The organism is Desulfosporosinus burensis, assembly GCF_054657535.1.
Window position 1 is genome coordinate 225477 of sequence record NZ_BAAHYN010000008.1, and the last position, 23757, is coordinate 249233.

General features: G+C 44.8%; 16 protein-coding genes. 15 read left to right on the plus strand and 1 reads right to left on the minus strand.

Features of this window, described 5'->3' with window-relative positions; all coding sequences use genetic code 11:
- The first annotated feature begins 116 nt into the window (after positions 1 to 116).
- The 12 genes from ACYQ3Q_RS15920 to ACYQ3Q_RS15975 all read left to right on the plus strand — a co-directional run bounded on the left by ACYQ3Q_RS15920 (position 117) and on the right by ACYQ3Q_RS15975 (position 11757).
- Entirely contained in the window at positions 117 to 1553 is a 1437-nt protein-coding gene (locus ACYQ3Q_RS15920; protein ID WP_459929517.1) for a cobyrinic acid a,c-diamide synthase CobB, read from the plus strand.
- On the plus strand, positions 1550 to 2107 hold the full coding sequence (locus tag ACYQ3Q_RS15925; protein WP_459929518.1) for a cob(I)yrinic acid a,c-diamide adenosyltransferase: 558 nt from the start codon (positions 1550 to 1552) through the stop codon (positions 2105 to 2107). The genes ACYQ3Q_RS15920 and ACYQ3Q_RS15925 overlap by 4 nt, the downstream gene beginning before the upstream one ends.
- Positions 2107 to 3024: a GHMP family kinase ATP-binding protein gene (locus ACYQ3Q_RS15930; protein ID WP_459929519.1), complete on the plus strand. Its 918-nt coding sequence runs from the start codon at positions 2107 to 2109 to the stop codon at positions 3022 to 3024. The genes ACYQ3Q_RS15925 and ACYQ3Q_RS15930 overlap by 1 nt, the downstream gene beginning before the upstream one ends.
- Before the next feature lie 4 nt (positions 3025 to 3028).
- Positions 3029 to 4168, plus strand: a complete 1140-nt coding sequence (locus ACYQ3Q_RS15935; protein ID WP_459929520.1) for a pyridoxal phosphate-dependent aminotransferase — start codon at positions 3029 to 3031, stop codon at positions 4166 to 4168.
- Complete coding sequence (locus ACYQ3Q_RS15940; protein WP_459929521.1) at positions 4159 to 4890, plus strand: energy-coupling factor ABC transporter permease; 732 nt, start codon at positions 4159 to 4161, stop codon at positions 4888 to 4890. The genes ACYQ3Q_RS15935 and ACYQ3Q_RS15940 overlap by 10 nt, the downstream gene beginning before the upstream one ends.
- Positions 4887 to 5189, plus strand: coding sequence for a hypothetical protein (locus tag ACYQ3Q_RS15945; protein WP_459929522.1), 303 nt, complete (start codon positions 4887 to 4889; stop codon positions 5187 to 5189). The genes ACYQ3Q_RS15940 and ACYQ3Q_RS15945 overlap by 4 nt, the downstream gene beginning before the upstream one ends.
- A 72-nt stretch (positions 5190 to 5261) precedes the next feature.
- Entirely contained in the window at positions 5262 to 6023 is a 762-nt protein-coding gene (cbiQ, locus tag ACYQ3Q_RS15950) for a cobalt ECF transporter T component CbiQ (protein WP_459929523.1), read from the plus strand.
- Positions 6024 to 6092: 69 nt separating this feature from the next.
- Entirely contained in the window at positions 6093 to 6893 is an 801-nt protein-coding gene (locus ACYQ3Q_RS15955; RefSeq protein ID WP_459929524.1) for an energy-coupling factor ABC transporter ATP-binding protein, read from the plus strand.
- A gap of 222 nt (positions 6894 to 7115) precedes the next feature.
- Positions 7116 to 8528, plus strand: coding sequence for a cardiolipin synthase (gene cls, locus ACYQ3Q_RS15960; RefSeq protein ID WP_459929525.1), 1413 nt, complete (start codon positions 7116 to 7118; stop codon positions 8526 to 8528).
- Positions 8529 to 8980: 452 nt separating this feature from the next.
- Entirely contained in the window at positions 8981 to 9493 is a 513-nt protein-coding gene (locus ACYQ3Q_RS15965; protein WP_459929526.1) for an RNA polymerase sigma factor, read from the plus strand.
- Positions 9490 to 10764, plus strand: a complete 1275-nt coding sequence (locus ACYQ3Q_RS15970) for a DUF4349 domain-containing protein (RefSeq protein WP_459929527.1) — start codon at positions 9490 to 9492, stop codon at positions 10762 to 10764. The genes ACYQ3Q_RS15965 and ACYQ3Q_RS15970 overlap by 4 nt, the downstream gene beginning before the upstream one ends.
- 144 nt (positions 10765 to 10908) lie before the next feature.
- On the plus strand, positions 10909 to 11757 hold the full coding sequence (locus ACYQ3Q_RS15975) for a YitT family protein (RefSeq protein ID WP_459929528.1): 849 nt from the start codon (positions 10909 to 10911) through the stop codon (positions 11755 to 11757).
- Between the two features lie 12 nt (positions 11758 to 11769).
- On the opposite strand, the gene ACYQ3Q_RS15980 is transcribed toward ACYQ3Q_RS15975, so the two are convergent.
- Entirely contained in the window at positions 11770 to 12495 is a 726-nt protein-coding gene (locus ACYQ3Q_RS15980) for a polysaccharide deacetylase family protein (protein WP_459929602.1), read from the minus strand.
- Positions 12496 to 12628: 133 nt separating this feature from the next.
- Between ACYQ3Q_RS15980 and addB the strand changes: the two genes are divergently transcribed.
- The 3 genes from addB to ACYQ3Q_RS15995 all read left to right on the plus strand — a co-directional run bounded on the left by addB (position 12629) and on the right by ACYQ3Q_RS15995 (position 23735).
- A complete protein-coding gene (addB, locus tag ACYQ3Q_RS15985; protein WP_459929529.1) occupies positions 12629 to 16327 on the plus strand; it encodes a helicase-exonuclease AddAB subunit AddB in 3699 nt (1232 codons plus the stop codon).
- A complete protein-coding gene (locus tag ACYQ3Q_RS15990) occupies positions 16324 to 20469 on the plus strand; it encodes a UvrD-helicase domain-containing protein (protein ID WP_459929530.1) in 4146 nt (1381 codons plus the stop codon). Before addB ends, ACYQ3Q_RS15990 begins: the two co-directional genes overlap by 4 nt.
- 233 nt (positions 20470 to 20702) lie before the next feature.
- Entirely contained in the window at positions 20703 to 23735 is a 3033-nt protein-coding gene (locus ACYQ3Q_RS15995; RefSeq protein ID WP_459929531.1) for an FAD-dependent oxidoreductase, read from the plus strand.
- Positions 23736 to 23757: the final 22 nt, after the last annotated feature.

The window sequence follows — 23757 nt, forward strand, 5'->3', positions numbered from 1 at the left end:
AAAGTATATAAGATAAGTTAAAATTTCTGACTGTATGTAGAATATTTACTTCGCGAACATAGATTTCGAACCTCGAACCTCGTGCCTCGCGCATCGAATTGGAAGGGAGATACAGCATGAAGATTCCACGGATTGTCCTTGCAGGAACGCACAGCGGCGTAGGTAAAACAACCCTTGCTACGGGTTTGATGGCGGCTTTGAAAAAGCGCGATCGTCCAATCCAAGGGTACAAGGTCGGGCCGGATTACATCGACCCCAGTTATCATGCGGCAGCAACGGGAAGGGCTTCCCGCAATCTTGACCGCTGGCTGTTAGGAGAGCATCTTCCTGCCATCTTTGCTCAAAGTGCTCAGGAGAGTTGGGCGGTGATTGAGGGAGTCATGGGTATGTTTGATGGTATGAGTGGTACCGCAGGTTTTGGAAGTACGGCAGATGTAGCAAAACTTCTGCAAGCTCCGATCATCCTAATTGTCGATGCCTCTTCAATGTCACGTAGCGTGGCCGCCCTAGTCCACGGCTTTAACTCGTTTGACCCTCAGACAAAAGTACAGGGTGTCATTCTTAACCGCGTCAAATCGATGGCCCAAGAAAATATTCTCAGAGAAGCCCTCTGTGATCTCCAGATCCCAGTCCTTGGAGTTCTCCCGAAAGAACTATCCCTGCACCTTCCTGAACGGCATTTGGGATTGATTCCCGTAGGGGAAGGCGGACTTTTAGAAGGGTTTATCGAGACACTTTCCGATCTAATAACTAAACACGTTGACTTGGATCAAGTCGAAAGTATAATGCTGGCTGCCCCTGAGTTTAGTGGTGAATCATTTTCATCGAATGAAACTAAGAAAACTGCCACATGTTCTGTCAATAATTCTAGCATTCTTGAGCCTAATTCTCATCCCGCTCCTCAAGCCCAGCAGAATAAATTCAAGCTAGGCTTAGCGCGGGATGAGGCGTTCCTTTTTTACTATCAAGATGCTTTAGACCTTGCAGAACGATTGGATTCGATAATTGTACCGTTTAGCCCCTTACACGATCATGCTCTCCCTAAGGACCTGGATGGGATTATCTTAGGTGGGGGTTTTCCGGAACTTCATCTCAATCGTTTGAGCGAAAACAGCTCATTCTTAGACTCCCTGCGCGCTTATGCGGCCAGTGGTAAACCCATCTATGCTGAATGCGGAGGGTACATGTATCTCGGTAACTCTATTAAGGATTTTGAAGGCAACGAGCTTCCAATGGTGGGCCTTATTCCGATGAAAGCTGAAATGACCAAGCGCTTGCAGGGTATAGGCTATCGTAAAGGAGTCTTTCGTGAGGATAATTTCCTGGGTCCGCGCGGAACTACAGTTCAGGGGCATGAATTTCACTATTCTCGAGTGATCTATGACAAAGACTATCCTCCCGCCTACGAATTGTTTAAAGCAGGCCAAGCGGATCGCTTGGAAGGATATGCTCGGGATAATCTTGTCGCTTCGTATCTTCACCTGCATTTTTCGGGACATCAAGAGTTACTTGAGCACTGGTTTGCTTCCCGTTCTGGGAGACTAGGGGTATGATAACCGTTTATACCGGACAAGGAAAAGGGAAAACGACCTCAGCCCTCGGAGAAGCTGCGCTCGCCTACTGCCAAGGGAAACGTGTTTTGATGGTGCAATTCCTCAAAGGGAGCACTTATAGCGGTGAACTTGTAGGGCTTAATCGTTTAGCCATTCCGATCATTCAATTTGGAGTGGGTTGTCGCTGGGCAGGGATGATCCGTACTGGAATGAAACACTGTATAGGGTGTGGAGAATGTTTCCGACAAAATCGCAACCCAGAGATCGCCTTAGAGTTAGTTCAACAAGCGTTTGATTTCGTAGCGGGAGAAGTTAAGGCAGACACCTACCAAATGATTATCTTAGATGAAGTAAGCCATGCCTTAAACCGTGGTTTTCTAGAGATCAATCCATTGAAAGAGCTTCTCTTGACCAGTTCTTCCTTGGACTGGATTCTTACAGGTCGTGGCATGCCCGAAACCATCGAGTCTTTAGTAGACAATTGGTATGACCTGAACATGCTAAAACATCCTTTCTCAAAAGGAATTAGCAGTCGTAGGGGGATTGAATATTAATGGATTTCACTGTCGGGTTGGCCCGCTGTCCGGGGACATGTGGAGAATGGGTACAAGGGGCTCGAAGAGGAGTTCCATTTCTCGTAGATTGTCCCATTGATCGTTTTTCTGAAGCCAGAGTAGCGTTGAACTTGCATACTAATAGCTGGGATCTTCCTCTGCACAAAACTAAAGCCCTCCAAGTACTGGAATTACTCAAAGCTAATTTAGGTCTTCCTACGTTAGGTGGTAAAGTAGATTTTTTACAACAACTTCCGGAAGGGAAAGGAATGGCGAGCTCGACGGCTGACATTACTGCCGTGGCGGCAGCCACCCTGATTGCCCTCGGAGAGGATCCTGCTCCTGAGCGTTTAGCACATTTTGCTTTACAGATTGAACCTAGCGACAGCGTGATGTTCCCCGGGATCACTGAGATTGAGCATGTCCAAGGACATAACCAGCGCGTGCTAGGTTCTTCAGTCCCTGCCGTGTTTTTGGCCTTGGATTGGGGTGGAACGATCGATACCAGAGTATTTAACGCGCGACCAGGTTTAGCTGAGCACTATCGGCGCAATGAACTTGAGATTGAGAAGGCGTATCGATTGGCCTGCGAAGGAATAGAGCAGGGAGATTTAGAGAAACTGGCCACAGCAGGCACGATCAGTGCACAGTGTAATTTAGAAGTCAATTATAAATCATTCTTTAAGCCTTTTTTGACCTGGGTAAAGCAAAATGGAGGACTTGGAGTTGTGACGGCTCATAGCGGTACACTGTTAGCCGGAGTATTTCCGCAAAATGGCTTTTCCGCTCATGAAGTACGCAAAAACTTACAGTTTGAAGCACAGCAACGGTTTACACCCGCCTACTTCGATCTTTTTAATAGTCATCCGGGCGGAATCGTCGCTTCTAAATTGGAATTTATCGAAAATACGGGGTGATACGATGCACGGTGGAAATCTCCGCAGAGCGCAAGAATTGTATGGCTTGGATTCATTTATAGACCTCTCCGCAAATATCAATCCTTTTGGACCACCACCCGCGGTGTGGGCTGCCTTGCAAAAAGGCATGGGGGATATTGTCCATTATCCGGATCCTGAGAGTCTAGCCTTAAGAAAGAAACTTTCCAACCATTTGGAACAACCTAACGAAACGATCATGGTTGGTAACGGTGCCGGTGAATTAATATTCACCATAGTGCAAGCGTTGAAACCGAAGAAAGTAGCAATACCTATTCCCACCTTTAGTGAATACGAACGGGCCGCGCGTTCGGTTGGGGCTGAAGTACACTATATCCCACTTGGCCCTGAGGGCTGGGCAAAGTTCAATCGAACGGACGGAGAAAGCGAAAACTCCAGATCTGAGCGTGATAGTGACCAGATCTGGAGTGAACTCCTCAAAGGGTGTGACTTACTCTTTCTTTGCTCTCCCCATAATCCAACGGGTAGTGTCCTTGAAAAAGAAACGTTTCAACGAATTCTAAGCTTAACCAAAGAAATCGGGTGTAGAATTCTCTTTGATGAGTCTTTCCTTGATTTTTTGCCGGATGAGGATCGTCATTCAGCTCGCAGCTATTTAGCTGCCAACGAGCATCTAATGGTTCTCTACTCCTTAACCAAGTTTTACAGTATACCAGGCTTACGTTTGGGCACGGTCTTTGCATCACAGTCCTTAATAGCTAATTTTGAGCAATTCCGAGATCCTTGGTCTGTGAATGTGCTTGCACAGCATGCCGGGATCACAGCGCTCGAGGATTTAGGGTTTCCGGATGAAGTGCGAGAAAAATTGAGGGAGAGTAGATTGTATTTTTACCGAGAATTTGCCTTAGCTGAATTTTTAGACCTAAAACTTTGGCCGACTGCTGTTAATTTTGCTTTGATCGAGGTATTGAACCAGACGCCAGAACAATTAATTCAGCATTTAGGACGTTCAGGGATTCTTGTGCGAGACTGTGCCAGCTTTGCAGGTCTGCCGGGCAATTTTATTCGGGTTGCGATCAAAGATATCTTCGTTATGCAACAGCTTCTTGAGGGTTTGCAAGGATTCTTTGTTAATGATAAAGGAGGTGGCAACGAATGCACATAGCTGAGGGAATGCTTCCCGGCCCCTACGCACTGGCGTATTGGGTTGGTGCAGGTACTTTTGTTGCCGTTGGGGCAAAAAGCCTTGCTAAAAAGAGTCAAGAAATTCCGATGATGAAGCAATTAGTGGGAGTTATGACCGCAGGGATCTTCCTAGTTTCGCTCCTGCCAATTCCTGTTCCCATGACCGGAACGAGTTCCCATCCTGGAGGGACTCCTTTGGGAGCTATACTGCTGGGACCTGCTATAACGGTGTTAATGAGTCTGGTCGCTCTCTTATTTCAAGCTCTCTTCTTTTCCCACGGCGGATTAACAACACTTGGCGCAAACACCCTGACTATGGGCGTTTTTGGCGGCTTTGTAGGGTGGACGCTTTTTTGGGGACTGCGACGGACTAAGATTAGTCTCTTTTGGGCAGGATTTATGGCTGGATTTGTCGGAGATTTCGCAATTTATGTGGGGACATCGACCCAATTAGCGTTGGCCATTCATGGAACACATCCCTTTCGGGAAGTATTCCAGGCAGTTTTAATTGTGTTTATTCCCACCCAATGGCCGATAGCTATCTTGGAGGGGATATTTACAGGTTTGGTCTTGAAATATATTGCCGACCATCGTCCTGACATATTAATAATGCTGCACATTTTACCGGCTTCTGAAGGCAAGAAAAACCTGGGTTTGGAAGAGTACTCTAGTTCGGATCTCTCAGAAAGAGGAAAAATATGATGAAACAACAACCAGTATGGAGATGGGGATTCCTAATTATATTCATTGGGGTCATTATATATCTCGGGGTATATGGTCCAGAAATGCCAGGTGCGGATACTCAAGTCAATGCTATAGCCGAAAAATATGCCTCAGAAGTGGGTGCAGGGGAACGTCCGCCTCTGATTAATACGGATAAGGGAGATCTCTTACTTTTTCTGTTTGCTATCGGTGGAGCGGTTGCCGGCTTTTGGATTGGGTATGTATGGCGGGATCTTTTCGGTCGAACCAAAAGCCCAAGCAAATTGTCCAAACCTTAACCATGATCCGGTTTTGATCCAACTTTAATTGAACGAGCGCACTTTTATGTTTATGTGCGAGGGGGGAAATTGATGCTGGCGCAAGGTCTAAGAGAACAGAATCCAACGACAAAATTATCTCACGTTGACGGCCGCGTCAAAGTACTCCTTACCGTTGCTAGTTTGCTTGCGGCTACAAGCACAAGTTCCTGGCTATTACCGTTTTGCTTTGGAGTTATAAGTATACTGCTCTTACGTTTTGTCGGAGTAAGCTGGCGTTTGTTGTGGCGGCGCTTGCTTCCAATCTTTCTGCTTGCGACCTTTGTGGGAAGTACTCAGATTTTCATTAATGGTCACACCCCCTTGTTTGAATGGCATATCTTCTCTTTTCGTGTGATTGGGTACTATGAAGGAATAGAACGAGGTGCCTTATTTGCAGCTCGAATTATCGGTGGGATTAGTATAATGTCAGTCTTAACCTTGACAACGACCGTTCAAGAGTGGATTCAAGCTCTTGCTTGGTTTAAGGTTCCAAAATTTCTGGTTGAAATCATGACCCTAGCCTATTCCTCATTATTCACGTTATTAGATGAGTTAGAACGCCTGCAAAAGGCCCAGCAGATGAGATTGGGTTATGGAACATGGTGGCGAAGTATACAATCCATTGGGGCCATCGGTGGGATATTATTTATTCGTGTTTTCGACAAGAGCGTCCGGTTATGGCAAGCCATGAGATGCCGAGGATACAATGGGGAAATATCCGTTCTAAATGATCGTGCTCTAAAAAGGAATGACATTCTAGTATCCGGCTTGGGATTAATGATTATTCTTAGCAGCTGGTTCCTAGGGAGATAAACTATTTAAAAATGATAAAACCATAAGGAATTTGAGGGTGACGTTGTGGTATTGTTGGAAACACAAAATTTGAATTTTGCCTATCCCAATGGGGCGGAAATCTTGCACGGCGTAGACTTTTCCGTAAATGCGGGGGAATGTGTCGCGCTATTAGGCGCCAATGGTTGTGGAAAAACAACCTTGTTTCAGCACTTCAACGGGCTTTTGAAACCTCGTTCTGGACGTATTCTTTTGATGGGTAAGGAGATATCCCAGTGGTCTAAAACTGAGGTATTTTCACATGTGGGGATGGTTTTTCAAGATCCTCATGACCAACTCTTCGCAGCGAGTGTCTATGAAGACGTTTCCTACGGCCCGAAAAATCTAGGGTTATCCTCCTTCGAAATTCAGGAACGAGTCGAATCGGCCTTAAAGCAATTGAAAATGTGGGATCAACGGAATCACAGCATTCATCAACTGAGCTACGGTCAGAAGAAACGGGTGGCAATTGCCGGAGTTTTAGCGATGCGCTCTGAAATCATTGTTCTAGATGAACCAACGGCAGGTCTAGATCCTCGAACTGCGGCTGACCTGATGCTTACTTTAAAAGGATTACAGGTCAATAAAGGTTTGACAATCATACTTTCAACTCACGAAGTCGATATTGTTCCTATCTACTGTGATAAAGTGTATGTTATGCAAGAGGGACATATCGTTATTAAAGGAACACCCGAGCAGGTTTTTTCGGATCCCGCACTGATTAGAGAGGCTTACTTGCGTCTGCCTCGAATCGCCCACCTTTGGGAGATCTTGAAGCATAAAGAGGGACTTAACTCGTCAGCTAATCCACTAACCATCAAGGAGGCACGAGAAGCCTTTCGTAAGTTGTAGTTATATCGCAATGGAATATAGTGAACTGATTCAATATAAGATGAAAAGTTCATTAGGATAAAAGTAGGAACCCTTGATCAAGTTAAATCAAGGGTTCCTACTTTCTTTGTACCTTGAACGCTTATGATTTGGATTACAATGCGTAATTTTGGAGAAAACTAGACTCTATGAAAAAATGCAGTTATGGAGAGGTTCGGTAACATTATGATATGGTGTTTTCTGTTGTTTATAAATCTTCTTCAGGTGATTATTCTTGGAAAAGTCATACTCCTTGAAAATCGAGCCCCTGGAAATACGATTACTTGGCTCTTCTTACTCGGTCTTCTTCCCTTCTTAGGGTTCGCGCTTTATATAGTGTTTGGGCGAAAAACTGAGGCGCAATTATTTCGCCGCAAACATATCCCCGCTAATCCATTGGAAAGATCAGTACTTCAGCAACAGACGGAGAATAAAGTTAACGATTTGTCATCCCACTTAGTTACAGAATCGGAAGTAAAATTAGCTACTCTACTTTTAAGCATGGGCTTTGGACCTCTAACAGTGCATAATCAAATTGAAGTTCTTTTGAACGGTGGAGAGAAATTTCAAGCGTTATTTAACGCCTTAGAAGGAGCAACCCATCATATACATCTTAGTTATTATATCTTTAAAGACGATGAAATTGGCGAAGATGTCCTAAAGATCTTAACTGGTAAAGTTGCTGAAGGAGTGGAAGTTCGTGTCCTGCTTGATGGTATGGGAAGTTTATCAATTTCAGGTAGTTTTATAAGAAGTATGCGAGAAGCAGGGATTCAGGCAGAATGGTTTTTCCCGATTCGCTTTCCATATCTAACGTCCAAATTGAATCTGCGTTACCATCGTAAAATTGTCGTGGTGGATGGAAGAACAGGTTTTATGGGAGGTCTCAATATTGGAGATGAGTACTTATCTCGTGACTCTAAATTAGGTTTTTGGCGGGACACGCATCTAAAACTTGAAGGAGAAGCTGTGCATACCCTCCAATCAACTTTCCTGAACGATTGGTATTTTGTAACTCGTCAAGAATATACTGGAGCCTGTTATTACCCCCCATCTAACATTACTCAGAAGCTGCCCGTCCAAATACTCGCCAGTGGACCAGATTCCAACTGGGCCACAATTTTACAGAGTTTTTTTAGTGCGATCACAATGGCTAAGCAGAGCGTTTACATAGAAACACCCTACTTTATCCCAGATGAGAGTTTGATCATGGCCCTAAAAACGGCAGCTCTCAGCGGTTTAGACGTGCAACTCGTGATACAGGGAATCCCCGAACACAAACTGACCTATTGGGCAATGAATTCTTATTTTGAAGGATTACTTCAGGCGGGCGTAAGAATATTCCGATACATGAAAGGAACTCTTCATGCCAAGATCCTGCTCATAGATCATCAGCTTGCTTCTGTAGGGTCTGCAAATATGGATCTTCGCAGTTTTGACTTAGACTTTGAGATCTGTACCTTTGTCTATGATCAGTCTGTGACTGAACACTTAACCCAGAATTTTCTGGATGACCTAAAAGAGTCTAAGGAAGTTATTCTTAAGGAGTTTCGAGGTCGTCCAGTCATTGAACGATACAAAGAATCGAGTGCCCGTCTGTTTTCAGCGCTTTTATAATGATATAGTTCCTTTCGTAATCAGCGGCTACGTTGACAGTCTATCCTATGCCGGTAAGTATTTCTGTAGGCATAGCGCCTACGGCGACACTCTATCCTACGTAGATAGGTATTTCTTTAGAGATGGCGACTCCGGAGACTATCTTACTGAGATTGACGTCAGCGAAGTCCCGAGCTGAATCAAGTTAAGGCAAATAGAAAGATGTCAGCTGTGCCTTGGAGTGGCCTAGTGACATCCTTTTGTTTGTTTAAAGCAGATTATAAAATAATATTTTTTCAATTGTCGTCAGATAAGTCGTTCCGGGTACGTCTATAGATATTGTAAGTGTTGAAACTAAGAAGTCCTTATACGGATAATACACTTCCAAAATATATGATATGATAGCTTAAGCAAGCCGCATAGACAAAGCTGGTTGAAACATATTAAAGAGAAGGCAGGAGGCTGACGACGAGGTGGAGGCCAATTCGTCCTTTGATGAGACCTATGAACTACTATTTCCCTTGATCTACCGATTTGTGTCGATCCGCGTACCCAAGTCGGATGTTGAAGATGTCACGGCTGATATTATCGTAAAGGTATGGCGGGGTTTAGCTGATATAGAGCAAATGACTGCTCTAAAAGCATGGGCTCTAAAAATTGCAACTCATCAGATTGCGGATTATTACCGGACCCATAAACGCAAACCCATGATAACTTTGGAGGAAACAACTAAGCCCCTATCTCAGGAATGTGATCAAAGTGAAACCTGGGCGACCCTTTTAAGTGTAGGAGAAACCTTAGCAAAACTCTCTCCTCAACAGGTCAACGTCATCCAACTTCGATTGATAGAGGGTTTTAGTGCTGGGGAAGTTGCCCTAATCTTAGGAACGACCCAACAGGCTGTGGATAGCCTTTTATATAGGGCTAAGAAAGGGTTCCGTAAAATTTATCAAGGGAACCAAAGCAAAGGAGGGAGGGTCCTATGAAATGGCATTTGAATAAAACAGAACCCATGGCCCTCTGGGAAGAAGATGGTGATTTAGAACGTATGAAAACCTTTTTCCGTACGATGGAGTTAGATCCTGAGAGTAATGAGCAGATTAAACAGAGTGTGAAACAAAAGGCCCTTGAAAGAATGGCGAAGGCTGAAGAAGGGGAAAGGTTGCCTATGGATAGCAAAGAAGGCTTAGCTCAACGGACGCGAGTTAAATTGCGTGCCTGGATGGGAGTTTTTCCTTGGAAACTCAGTGTTTCAGTTGCTATGTTAGCCCTCTTTGTCATCATTGGGCAAGGTGCTATGAACTCATCTTGGAACATTTTTCCCCGTATGAGCTCGGAGAAATCTACACAATCCTCAATTGCAGCTCCTGAACTGGCAGGTGCTGCTAGAGCAAAGGGAGAACCCACGACCAAGGGCGGAGCTCTATATGGCGATATGGCCGCTATGGACGGGGCAGAGCAGAAAGCGCCATCTTTAAATACGGCTGATACATCATCCCTCAAACAGAATCAGCTGGCAATTCTTCCTGTTCCACCAGATCAAGATATCGTTCCTCCAGCCGATGCCGGGGTCACCCGAAAAATTATTCATGATTTATCCTTAACCCTCGAAGTAAAAATCCTGAATGACTCGGTCACCCTGATTAGCCAGGAAGTTGAAATACTTCAAGGATATGTCGTTTCATCTCAACAAAGCGGGTCAGATAATCATTCATCTGCCCAACTTACGGTTAAGATTCCAGCCGATAAACTTAACGTATTACAAGATTCGCTCTCAGCTTGGGGCAAGGTGCTCGATCAGCGACTGTTTACTAACGACATTACCAACCAATACTATGACGTTCAGTCTCGCTTACAAGTTCGAGAGGCAGAAGAGAAACGTTATCTCGAAATTTTGAACCAGGCCAAAACAGTCGAGGATGTGCTTAAGGTGGAGAATGCCCTAGGCAACGTCCGACAAGAAATCGAACACCTTAAAGGCCAATTAAAACTCTGGAATAATCAAGTGGATTACTCGACAGTAAACTTTCAGCTCGTCACCGTCCAAAGCCCTAATCTCAATGTTAAGAACCCTTGGCACCCAATCTCCTGGAGTGAAACCTGGAAAGCTGCTGGGGACGCAGTATTGAAAACCTTGAGTAGCACTTGGAATGCCCTAAATTATCTTGTCGTCGGATTAGGGTATGCGTCTCCATTCCTAATCATCGCTGCTTTGGGATGGGGCGTTTACCGAGTATGGAAGAAAAGAAATTCTTAGTGACCTCAGGAAAGGGCCTAGACCTGCATATCAGCATGGTCTAGGCCCTTTCTCTGGCCAGCCCTTAACTTTACGTTTAAGATATATGTCTGTATAATGAAATAAATGTAATCTTTAACCATGAGTAAAGCAGGAGGTATTCATTTGAAACTCTCAAAGCGAACAAAGTATATCGGAGGATTTATCGGGATTGCTGTCGGCGCCATCCTCGCTGCTTACGGGATTCAGGGTTTTATTGTCTATTCCGGGTTAAGTGGAGGTGGAGTTGGTGGAATTGCACTGCTCCTTTACTATACCGTGAACCTTCCGATTGGGGTCGTGACCTTTATCTTGAATGTGCCGTTGCTAGTCTTAGGTTGGCGAGAAGTAGATAAACAATTTGTCTTTAAAACCATATGGGGATTGATCATTTTCTCGTTTTTTCTGGATCTGTTCATCGGTGTTCAACCTCTTGATTTCGACGATGTTTTTCTAGGGTCTCTTTATGGAGGGGTCATCTTAGGGGTTTCCACAGCTATCGTATTTCACTTTGGTGGGAGCCTAGGTGGCACTGACATCGTCTCTAAAATTATTCAACGGAAGTATGGTGTGCCCATGGGTACATCTGCCCTTGCTATTAATGGAGTTATCATCCTAATTTCTTGGGCAGTACTTGGTCCAAAAGCGGCACTTTATACCTTGGTTATGCTATTCGTCTATGGCCGTGTACTTGATGTAATCCAGAGCGGAGTTCCGACGAAATCGATTACCATCATTTCAGATCATGCTGAGGCACTAGTCGATCGAATTATGCTTGATCTGGGCCGGGGTGCAACGTTTTTGCATGGCAGAGGAGCTTACTCTTGCGAACCAAAAGATATTATTATCTGTGTCGTCAGTCTGCCAGAAATAGGCCGTCTAAAACGAGCTGTGCGCGAAATAGACCCACAGGCCTTCATCATTATCCAAAATGCAGGAGAAGTTTTAGGTCGTGGCTTTATTAAAAATGATTGATTCAATACCTAGTTACTTCATTTCTGAATCCAAGGTTCTAAGTTCACTCAAAGTAGCTAAGCGATACCCCTGCGCTCGAAGATTGTCAATGATTGAACCTAATGCTTTCACCGTTTGACTTCTCTGATATCCTCCGTCATGCATCAGGATAATGGCACCTGGAAAAACGTCGCGCATGACGTTATCTACTATTGGTTTAACGCCAGGGTTACGCCAATCTTTGCTATCCACACTCCAGAGCACCACAATATGGCCATTTTTTTTGACCGTTTCTAGTTGGGTTTTAGAGACAAACCCTCCTGGGGGACGATAGAAATAGGTGTGGGTACCAGTAGCCTCGAATATTATTTTGTCTGTTTGACTTAATTCCGCAACTAACTTGCGCTGTTGATAATCATGGTTAAAACTGTGGTTTCCAATTTCATGGCCCTCATTAATCAAGCGCTTTAGCAAGAACGGGTTGGCCTGTGCCGCTTTCCCTAAAACAAAAAATGTGGCCCGAGCATTCTTTGCTTTGAGGATATCTAGAACAGCGGGAGTATCGATCGGATCAGGCCCATCATCAAAGGTCAAGGCTACCACTTTTTCCTTAGTATGTGCCAGGTAATAGGTTCCCGGCGTCCGAACCAGTGAGGGGGTCGTCAAGGAACGTTGAGTCATACCCAGAAATCCTACCGTAATGATGAGCAATAGGAACCTTATCAGCAATTTGCGTCGAGAGAATACGTAAATCTGCAACACTATCTACCCTCCAATCGCTTATATATTCCTATGGATGAAGAACTAGTTCCATGCCAAGAATCTTTTAACTTCACTAACTTCATGAAATTAACTTAAAGGGACAACATGTCCTTAGAAAGGAGCGATTGATTTGGGTTTCCGTTTCGTAGTCGGGCGGGCTGGTAGTGGCAAGAGCACTCTATGTTTGGAAGAAATCCGTAGCGAACTACGCAGGGAACCCTTGGGGGAAACACTCATCCTCCTCGTTCCCGAGCAGGCAACTTATCAGATGGAAATAGCCCTAGCCAATACTCCTGATCTTGGTGGAAGTTTACGCGCTCAAGTCTTAAGTTTTCGGAGACTAGGCTGGCGTGTCTTTTCTGAAACTGGGGGAGGGCAAAAGATTCTGATCGGTACGATAGGTAAACGGATGCTCCTCCGCAGGATCCTCTTAAAGCATCGTCTTCATTTTAAAGCCTTCGCCCGCTCTGCTACCCGACCAGGTATGGCTGATCTTCTCGCTCAAGCTATTGGGGAATTCAAAACTTACCGGATTGCTCCGAGTGCTTTACGAAAGGTCACGAAAACTGATGGAATTTTAAATGATAAACTCCAGGATTTAGCCCTTATTTATGAAGAATTCCAAGCAGCTCTAGGCTTAAGAACCCGCGACCCAGATGATGAATTATCGATCTTGGCAGAAAAACTCCCTAATGCACCCCTTCTTCAAGGGGCTAAAGTGTGGGTTGACGGGTTTACAGGATTTACCCCTCAGGAATTAGAAGTCTTAAAAACCCTGGTTTGTACTGCCCAGGAAGTAATTATTACACTTCCTCTTGATCCAATCTTAATCAGAGAGGAACGTCCACAAGACGAGGGGATCTTTAAGGTCGGGGAGGAATTTTTTACAGGTCCTTGGCATACTTATCAAGATCTGCAACGTATTGGAGCAGAGACGGGTATACTTTTACACCCTCCAACGTTTCTCGAGAGCACAAAGCGCTTTAAGCACCCTTGGCTTAGTCATTTAGAAACGAATTTTTTTGTTTACCCTGTCACAAAAATGTCTGAAGCTAAGACAGAAGTGGGTGTCTCAAGATTAGATGGAGAGGGAATTCAAGTCCTATCGGCCGTTAACCGGCGGGCTGAAGTGGAAGGGGTGGCACGGAAACTACGGGACTTGGTCAGAGATGAAGGGTTACGCTGGAACGAAATAGCTATCATGAGTCGAGATCTTTCGGGCTACCATGACCTGATTACTCAGGTGTTTACGTCCTATGATGTCCCATATTTTTTAGATCATAAACGCTCTGTCCTACACCATCCCTTGATTGAACTGGTGCAATCCATTCCAGAAGTGGTGGAGCGACACTGGAGCTACGAACCACTCTTTCGTTGTTTAAAGACGGACTTTTTCCCTCTGCCAAGGGATGCTATCGATCGGCTGGAAAACTATGTACTGGAACATGGAATTCACGGAGAGGGTTGGAGTAGAAACGTAACCTGGCGTTACCATCGCCAATGGTCCTTGGGGCAAGATGAGGAACAACGTGCTGAGGAATTGAAATTTCAAGCTGAACTAAATTCTGCTAGGCAAACAGTCTATGAGCTAATCAATCCATTTATCCTAGGGATTATACCCGGAAACCAACCAGAGACCTTGAATGTACGGAACGCGACAGAAAGTCTATATAATTTCTTAGAAAAGCTTAATGTTCAAGCAACCTTAAAGGAATGGTCACTGCAGGCTCAGCAGGAGGGAAATCTTAGCGAGGCCAAACTCCATGCCCAAATCTGGGAAGCCGTTATCCAAGTCCTTGATGAAATTGTGGCAGGATTAGGGGATGAGTCTTTGAAGCTTGAGGACTATTCTTTAATTCTCGCCTCTGGCCTTGAAGCTATCGAACTGGGCCTGATACCACCTGGACTAGACCAAGTATTAGTGGGGTCGTTAGATCGTTCCCGGAATCCTGAAGTTAGGGTTCTCTTTCTCTTAGGAGCCAATGAGGGGGTACTGCCTGCTCGGCCAGGAACAGACGGTGTTTTTGACGAGTATGAAAGGGAACAATTGAAGCTTGTTGGTATCCCACTGGCTCCCAAAGGAAAGGCTCAGACCTTTGAAGAACAATTTTTTATCTACTCAGCGCTTACCCGAGCTACTGAAAAACTAGTAGTTTGTTACCCGCTCACGGATGAGGAGGGGAAAGGTCTCACAGTTTCACCGGTTGTGAGAAGACTGAGGCAGCTTTTTCCAAACCTTTCCGAAAGTTTCTTTGGGAACCAAGAGGATATTCAACGCCTTAGTCATCCCGATACTGCCCTTCAAGCGTATGCAGAACAACTACGCACCTTGCGTCAAGGGGAGCCACTATCCCCACTGTGGAAAGCTGCTGAGAAATGGCTGACCCAGGACTCTCTTCGCAATAATCAAATGGAACGTTTTCGCGCTAGTCTTGTCAGCCAAAACCAGGAAGAAAAAATTCAACGTCCTCTAGCACGCCGCTTATATGGTAAACGTCTCAAGGCCAGTATCTCTCGTTTAGAACAATTTGCTAAGTGTCCGTTTGGTCATTATGCCCGTTATGGGCTCAAACTTCGAGAAAGACCTACTTATCAGCTATCTAGCCCCAATATGGGTGAATTTTTTCATACCCTCCTGCATGATTTCGCGATCCAACTCCAGGAACGCGGCTTAGATTGGGGCAAATTGACTAAGGAAGAATCTTGGGCACTCGTCAATGAACTTGCGGATGGACTAGCCCCAAGTCTGCAACATAAAATCCTCCTCAGCAGCGCACGCTACCGCTATTTAACTCATAAATTAAAGCGCACGGTTCATCACGCTGTGAAAGTCCTGGCTGAACATGCTCGCAGAGGGATTTTCATTCCAATTCAGCTGGAAGTTGGCTTTGGTCCTGATCAAGCACTGCCAGGAATTGAGATCCCTTTGACGGAAGAGGATTCTCTGCTTTTATGCGGACAAATTGACCGTGTGGATGCCGCCTTTCTAGATGGACAAGTGTATTTGCGAATTCTCGATTACAAATCCCGTGAGCTAAGCTTAGCGCTGGATACGATTTATTATGGACTAAATCTCCAATTACTCGCCTATTTAAATGTCGCATTACAGGGGGCTGAAGTCTTACTTAATACGACAACCTCAGCGTTTGTTTTGTCCGGGCAAGCTGAAAATCAGTCGCAAATCCAGTCAGATAGCTTGCTTAATAAAACTGCCAATCTGGATAGCGCTATACTGCAGAAGGTCCCCGCAGGGTTTCTGTATTTCCCTGTCCTAGAACCCCAGCTGGAAGAGAAGATCCCGATCAGTTCTGAAGAATTGGAACAACGTCGCGTCCAAGCCATCAAAGTCAGTGGGTATCTATTAGCTAATCCAAGGGTCTTAGAAGCCATGGATTCTTCCTTTGCCACCGGACAATCGGATTTACTAGGGCTAAACTTAAAAAAAGATGGAACCTTTAAGAAAGGCGCCAACGTCCTGACTGAGGACCAGTTTTCGATGCTTAGTGATTATCTTCATAAGTGGTTCCGACAGACTGGGGAAAGGCTATTAGATGGAGATATTTCCCTATCTCCATACCGAAGGGGAAAGAGCACGGGCTGTCAATACTGTTCTTATAAACCCGTGTGTCACTTTGATCCTTATCTTCCAGAAAACCAATATCGAGACCTACCTGCCTTAAAGCAAGAGGAGGTCTGGAAGCGTGTCGAGAAAACCACTTTGTCCGTGCAAAGTTTTGGATCCTCATCCGATGACCGCCCTCAATTAAAAGAACACAAAAGCTCTAAAAACCTTGATCTCAACTGGTTGGAAGGAGGGGATCGAAGATGAGTGAGCCAAAATGGACAGCGGAACAATTAGCCGCCATCCAATTTCGGGGCCAGCTTTTGGTAGCTGCTGCAGCTGGTTCTGGTAAAACTGCGGTCCTCGTAAAACGCTTAATTCATAGAATCACAGACCTAGAAGAGCCAGTCGATGTCGATCGGTTTCTTGTCGTAACCTTTACTAAAGCGGCAGCTAACGAAATGCGAGAGCGTATCGGCAAAGCTTTGGATGAGGCTTTGTTTCAGGAACTTGAGATTGGAGCAGTTGAGCGTCTCTTAAACCAACGCACCCTGCTGAATCGGGCCAGCATTACAACCTTACATTCCTTTTGTTTAGAATTGATCCGCAAGTATTTTTACCAACTTGAACTAGATCCAGCCTTTCGAGTTGCTGATCAAGCAGAAGCTGAACTTTTGCGTCAGGACATGGTTGAAGACCTCTTTGAAACCCACTATGAACGAGAAGACCTAGCCTTTCTGAAGCTTGTTGATGCCTTTGGTTCGGACCGTGATGACCAACCTTTGATGGATCATGTTTTGCATCTCTATAATTTCGCCTATAGTCAACCACTCCCTTCTGAATGGCTGAATGCTCTTCAGAAGGCCTATGTGTGGGAAACCATTGAATCCTTGATGCAAAGCGAATGGGGACAATCCGTCCGCCAAGGACTCCTAGATCGTGTCGGTGAAAGTTTAAATCTACTTGAACGAGCCCTCCAGATCACCCACCATCAAGGAGGGCCAGCGTCCTATGCAGAGACAATCCAAGATGATCTAAATCAAGTTGGCTTACTAAATCGTGTCTTGAAAGAAGGAGATTGGACCGAGGTCGAAACACGATTGCAATGCGCCGTTAATTTTTCTAAGTTAAAGCCAATTCGTTCGAAATCTAAGAAAATACCCACCTCTGACCTGGAACCAGAGGACTTTGACGAAGCAACCCAAAAGTCATTACAAGAAGAATGCAAGAAATTAAGAGATGAGGCTAAGAAGAAACTCAATTCTCTCAAGGATAACGTCTTTGCCTTTCCTATCAAGCTCCAACTTCCTGCCCTTCGCGAGATGGGTACGATGGTAGAAACGCTGGGAGCTTTAGTCCAAGAATTCTCTCAAGTCTATAGGGTAGCCAAGGAAGCTCGGAACATCTTAGACTTTACCGATTTAGAACATTTTGCGCTGCAATTACTGGAGGTAGAGGGGGATGCTTCTCCGATTGCCCAAGGATTAAAGGAGTATTTCGCGGAAGTATTGGTGGATGAATACCAAGATATTAACCCGGTACAAGAGCGCATCTTACAGCTTGTCTCGAGGCAAGAGGGGGCTCCCAATCTTTTTATGGTCGGAGACGTAAAACAAAGCATTTATCGCTTTCGCATGGCCGATCCCAGCTTATTTCTTACCAAATACAGCACATTGCCTCATTGGACCCTTAGTTCGCTGAGTGAAACAGCTGAGGCGAAGATTGTCATAGATCTAAACAAGAACTTTCGAAGTCGTCTGGAAGTGGTAGACGGAGTAAATTTCCTCTTCCGTCAGATTATGACGCAGGGCGCAGGAGAAATCTCCTACGATGATCAAGCAGCTCTACAATATGGTGCCTCATTCGTCTCTGGACAGGATCAACTGCGCACAGCAGAAGGACCCATTGAGGTTCACCTGATTGACTCTAGTAGTATAAAGAAACACTTAACCGACCTTTCTTGTGATGAGGGAACGGCCGACAGAGAATCTTCTTCTATAGAAAGTACCTTAGACAAGGAGGCGCAATCCTCTTCAGGGACGGAAGAAACCTTATCTCCGGAAGATCTTGATAAGGCACGGATCGAAGCCCGTTTAGTCTGTGAACGAATACAGCACATGGTTCAAGAGTCAGAATTTCAACTCTTTGATAAAGAACTTAAACATTTTCGTCCCGTCCGCTATTCTGATATTGTCATCTTGATGCGCTCGTATTCAGCGGTTGCCCCGATCTATGTAGAGGAATTCCAAAGCTCTAACATTCCCGTCTATGCAGAAACAACCAGCGGTTACTTCGGAGCCAGCGAAGTGGAAATCATGTTGTCCTTGCTTAAAACAATCGACAATCCACGTCTAGATATTCCCTTGGCGGCGGTCCTGCGTTCTCCGCTCGTGGGTCTAAATGGAAGTGAGTTAGGCAAAGTCCGGATGATGCTGCCTGAAGGAGACTTCTTTGAGGCCTTAACCCTAGGAGTATGGGCCGGACTAGTACATGAAAATCTGACCCAGGAGCTAGAAAGGGATTTCAGACAAATCTTAGATCTCTATGAAGAATCTTGGGAGCGACGACTAGAGAAGGCTCAAGTTATTTTAGGCACTGCTCCGGCACTTAAGGATAAAATCACCAGGTTTTGGATCAACCTACAAACCTGGAGAACCAGATCTCGTCGATCTTCCTTAGCGGATCTGCTCTGGTCTCTGTATGAAGAGACCGGGTACTTGACTTATGTGGGGACGTTGCCAGCAGGCATTCAGCGTCAGGCTAACCTAAGGGTCCTCTATGACCGTGCTAGTCGCTTTGAATCCACAAGGTACCGTGGCTTGTTCCGTTTTCTCCGTTTTTTAGATCGCTTTCAAGGACAAGGCAAAGATATGGGCAATGCCCGTGCTTTAGGAGAAAATGAAAATGTTGTTCGTTTAATCACAGTTCACGCCAGCAAAGGCTTAGAGTTCCCAGTCGTTTTTGTCGTTGGTTTAGGACGAACGTTTAACACGCAAAGCCTCAAGGGGAAGGTGCTCCTCCACTCAAAGTTAGGAATGGGCATGCCGATTATCGATGTGGAAAACAATGTACGCTACCCCTCCTTAATCCAGTACGCTCTCAAACAACGTCTAGCCCAAGAATCATTGGCTGAAGAATTAAGGATCCTCTATGTAGCACTCACTCGAGCTAAGGAACGACTTTTTCTCTATGGTAATATCGATACCTTCGATAAGACACTTGCCAAATGGCAACGAACTTCAGAGTGGAACGAAATCCCTTTACCAGATGGTCAACTTCGGAGTGCCAAATGCTTTCTAGATTGGATTGGACCTGCCCTAGCCCGCCATCCCCAAGCGCTCTTCGGGACAGCAGAATTCCCAGAAAACCCTCAAAGGACGTTTTCCCTACCTGAAGCAGGTTCGCGCTGGGAAATTCATCTTCATCAAAGCTTAACCCCAGTTAATGAAGAAAGTAGCGAGAGGTGTCACGAAGAGAGTGACGAAGTATATCGAGAAGAAGATGATAAGGATAACGATAACGATCGTGAAATAGCGAACCTAAAAAAAAGTATTAACTTAGTAAACCAAAACAAATCAGGGTGTCCAGTTGAAGACAAAACTGTTGAGCAATGGTTTGGTGAGGTCAGCCAGCGGCTAAGCTGGCAATATCCCTACCATAAATCCGTTCGCCAGATTGCCAAAACAAGTGTGAGCGAACTAAAACGGCAGAATAATTGGCATACACAAGACGACGTTTCCCCGATATCGACGCTCTCTAAGCAAGCTGATTTTATGCAACGACCTAAATTTCTTCAAGTCGCACAATCAATGACAGCTGCAGAACGAGGAACAGCCTTGCACACGGTAATGCAGCACATTCCCTTTCAGGAACTGAGAAATCTCTGGCCAACTTTAGTTCAGACAGAACAGTTGGACTATATTCTCGAATTCTTGAATCTACTCGAGCAACGTGAAATTCTCAGTGCCGAGCAAAAGAGCATCATTCCGGCAAGTCAGATTGTTGAGTTTCTGGGCTCTCCGCTTGGACAACGGCTCTTTAAGGCAGAAAAAGTACTTCGAGAAGTCCCATTTACCTTGACGATCCCAGCTGAGGATCAAACAACTGTTTTAGTTCAAGGGGTTATCGATGTTGTGATTATTTATATTGACGATCGCCAAGAGGAAAAAGCGGAAATTCTCGACTACAAGACGGATTCATTTCAGACAGATAACGAGATGGATCCTGAGGAGATCTTGCGAAAACGATATGCCCTTCAACTTTCACTTTATGCTCAGGCTATCGAGCAGTTAACTAAGATCAAGGTCGTAAAAAGCACGCTCTACTCGTTTAGCTTAGGACGAGAAATAGATATTTTTACCGAGCTTCACCAAGATATACTAGGGAAGGCGTTCCCATTAATCTGTTAAATAGAGTAAAAAGAACCCTAGAATCCCACTTCTAGGAGTGGGATTCCTGAAAAAATCATGGCTTTAAGCTGCTTTGATTAAAAAAGATAAGTCTAATTACGTAAATAACTTAATTTTTAAAATTTTTGTCATATAGAGAAAGGATTTATGCTTTATGTGGCGAATTAATAAACTGTTCCTTGTGATTGTTGTAACTATCTTTAATAAGGAGTAAGGAAGAAAGAGGGGTTGTAATGAGTCAAAATAAAATAGGTTCTGTTTTGATTGTTGGCGCAGGGATTGCCGGGATTCAAGCTGCACTGGATTTAGCAGAGTCGGGATACTTAGTTCATTTGGTAGAAGAATCGTCAGCAATTGGCGGAACTATGCCAATGTTGGATAAGACCTTCCCAACCAATGATTGCTCGATGTGTATTTTATCCCCAAAATTAGTTGAATGCGGACGTCATCTTAATGTAAGAACCTACACCAATTCACAAGTTGTCAAAACCGCAGGAGAAGCAGGAAATTTCAAAGTCACCATTAAGCAAAAGGCACGTTATATTGATCTGGAAAAATGTACGGGTTGTGGAGCCTGTGCTGAAGCTTGTCCAGTAAAAGTCGATGATGAATTTAATCAGGGCTTAGGAAAGCGTAAGGCTGCGTTTAAACAATATTCACAAGCCTTCCCAAATGCTTATGGCATTGACGAAAAGAATTGTTTGTTTCAAACCCGTGGTAAAGCAAAAGGCAAAGACATTTGCCTGAAATGTGTTAAGGCCTGTCAAGCTGGGGCAATAGACCATCAAATGGAAGACAAAGAATTCGATGTTGAAGTAGGCTCGATGATTCTAAATCCTGGCTTTAAAGTATTTGATGCGTCTACGCTCGATTATTATGGTTATGGACAAATCAAAAGCGTTATTACCAGCCTTGAGTTCGAGCGCCTTCTCAGCGCATCAGGGCCCTTTGATGGCCATTTGGTAAGGCCTTTTGACCAAAAAGAACCTCAGAAGATCGCTTGGATTCAGTGTGTCGGTTCTAGAAACGTCAAAATAGATAAGAATTACTGTTCAGGCGTTTGCTGTATGTACGCAATCAAAGAAGCGGTCATCGCGAAAGAGCACAGCCATATACCCGTTGATACAACCATATTCTACATGGATATGAGAACTCCTGGTAAAGATTTTGAAAAGTATTATGAGAGCGCTAAAAATCAACATGGGGTTAATTTCATTCGTTCCCGTATTTATGAAGTGACCGAAGCCAAAGATGGTTCAGGAGACGCTATCATAAGATACTCTACAGAAGACGGCCAAATCAGCACTGACCAATTTGATTTAGTCGTTCTATCAGTGGGGATTGAACCAGGAGATAGTTCTAAAGAATTAGCCAAACTGTTAGATCTTAAAGTCAATAAATTTGGCTTTGCTGAGCTTGAACCGCTCACTGGGGTAAATACCTCTAAAGCAGGAATTTTTGCGGCGGGAGCCTTTAGCGGGCCCAGAGATATTCCGGAAACTGTTATGCAAGCCAGTGCAGCTGCCGGATCGGCTTCCGCTTTATTAGCGGATCAGCGGGGAACCTTAGTCAGTGAAAAAGAATATCCAGCCGAACTGGATGTTGCAGGAGATGTTATCCGAACAGGTGTCTTTATATGTCACTGTGGGGTCAATATTGGTGGCGTTGTCAATGTGCCTAGCGTCGTTGAGTACGCTAAGACTCTGCCCACCGTGGCTTATGCAACGGATAAAATCTATGCTTGTTCTCAAGATGCTCAGGCTTCGATCAAAGCTCTGATTAGCGAACAAAAGTTGAATAGAATTGTGGTCTCTTCCTGTAGTCCACGAACCCACGAGCCTTTATTCCAAGAGACGTTGAAGGAAGCCGGTTTGAATGCTCACCTATTTGACATGGCCAATATCCGTGACCAATGTTCTTGGGTTCATATGCATGAGCCGGAAAAGGCGACCGAAAAGGCTAAAGATCTGACAAAGTTAGCGATTGTCCGCGCTTCCATGCAACAGCCAGTTCAACCTATCTTCATGGCCATGAACCATGCTGCCTTGGTGATCGGAGGCGGAGTAGCGGGTATGACCAGTGCCCTATCCATTGCGGATCAAGGTTACGAAGTTCATTTGGTTGAAAAAGACAAGGCGCTTGGTGGTGTAGCTCGAAGATTCTCCACTGGCTTCAGAGGAGAAGATATGAAAGCATTTGTTGCTGGGCTTATCGACCAAGTAAGCAACCATCCCAACATTAAACTCCACGTAGGTGTGGGAATCAAAGAGGTTGGTGGTTTCTTAGGTAGCTTTACAACCACTTTAGAAAATGGCGAACAGATAGCACATGGTGTAGCAATCCTGACCATTGGTGGGCAAGAATACAAGCCTAAGGAATATTTATACGGTCAAGATCAGCGAATAATGACTCAAATTGAAATGGATGAGGCAATCTATAACCATGACTCAAAGATAGATAATGCCCAGAATTTCGTCTTTATTCAATGCGTTGGCTCGCGTTGTGAAGAAAACCCTTACTGTAGCCGTACTTGCTGTACTAAATCGGTTAAATTAGCGCTTAAAGTCAAAACCAAAAATCCAGGGGCTAATGTCTTCGTTTTATACCGCGATATGAGAACCTATGGTTACTTTGAAGAGGACTATGAGCTAGCGAGACGAATTGGAATCATCTTTGTCCGTTATAGTGAGAATGAAAAGCCAGTCTTGACCAAAGAAGGGCAGACCCTGGTTGTAACGGTACGAGATCACGTCTTAGATCGCCCCTTAGAAATTGAAGCAGATGTGGTTTGCTTAGCTGCTGCCATTAAAGCACCTGCCGATGGCAGACAACTCTCTAAGTGGTTCAAAATCCCCTTAAATGCTGAAGGTTTCTTCTTAGAGGCTCATATGAAATTGCGCCCAGTCGATTTTAGTACTGATGGCGTCTTTATGGCAGGTATCGCACACAGTCCCAAGAACATGGAAGAAGTCATTGCGCAAGCTAAAGCTGCTGCAGGACGCGCGGGTGTGGCCTTGTCTCAAGAGCAGGTTGAATCTGCTGGTCTAAATGCCTTTGTTAACAAGCGTAAATGTACTGCTTGTGGGACTTGTGAAGCTGTTTGTTCGGCCAAAGCAGTCACGGTTGATTTGGTCAACCGCCTAGCAGTTGTTAACGATGCTCTATGTAAAGGCTGTGGAGCCTGTGCTTCAAGTTGCCGCTGCGGAGCCATTAGCCTCAGAGGGTGCACAAACGAGCAAATTGTTGAGATGTTGAATTTCCTATAAATGTTTGTGAGCCAATAATGAT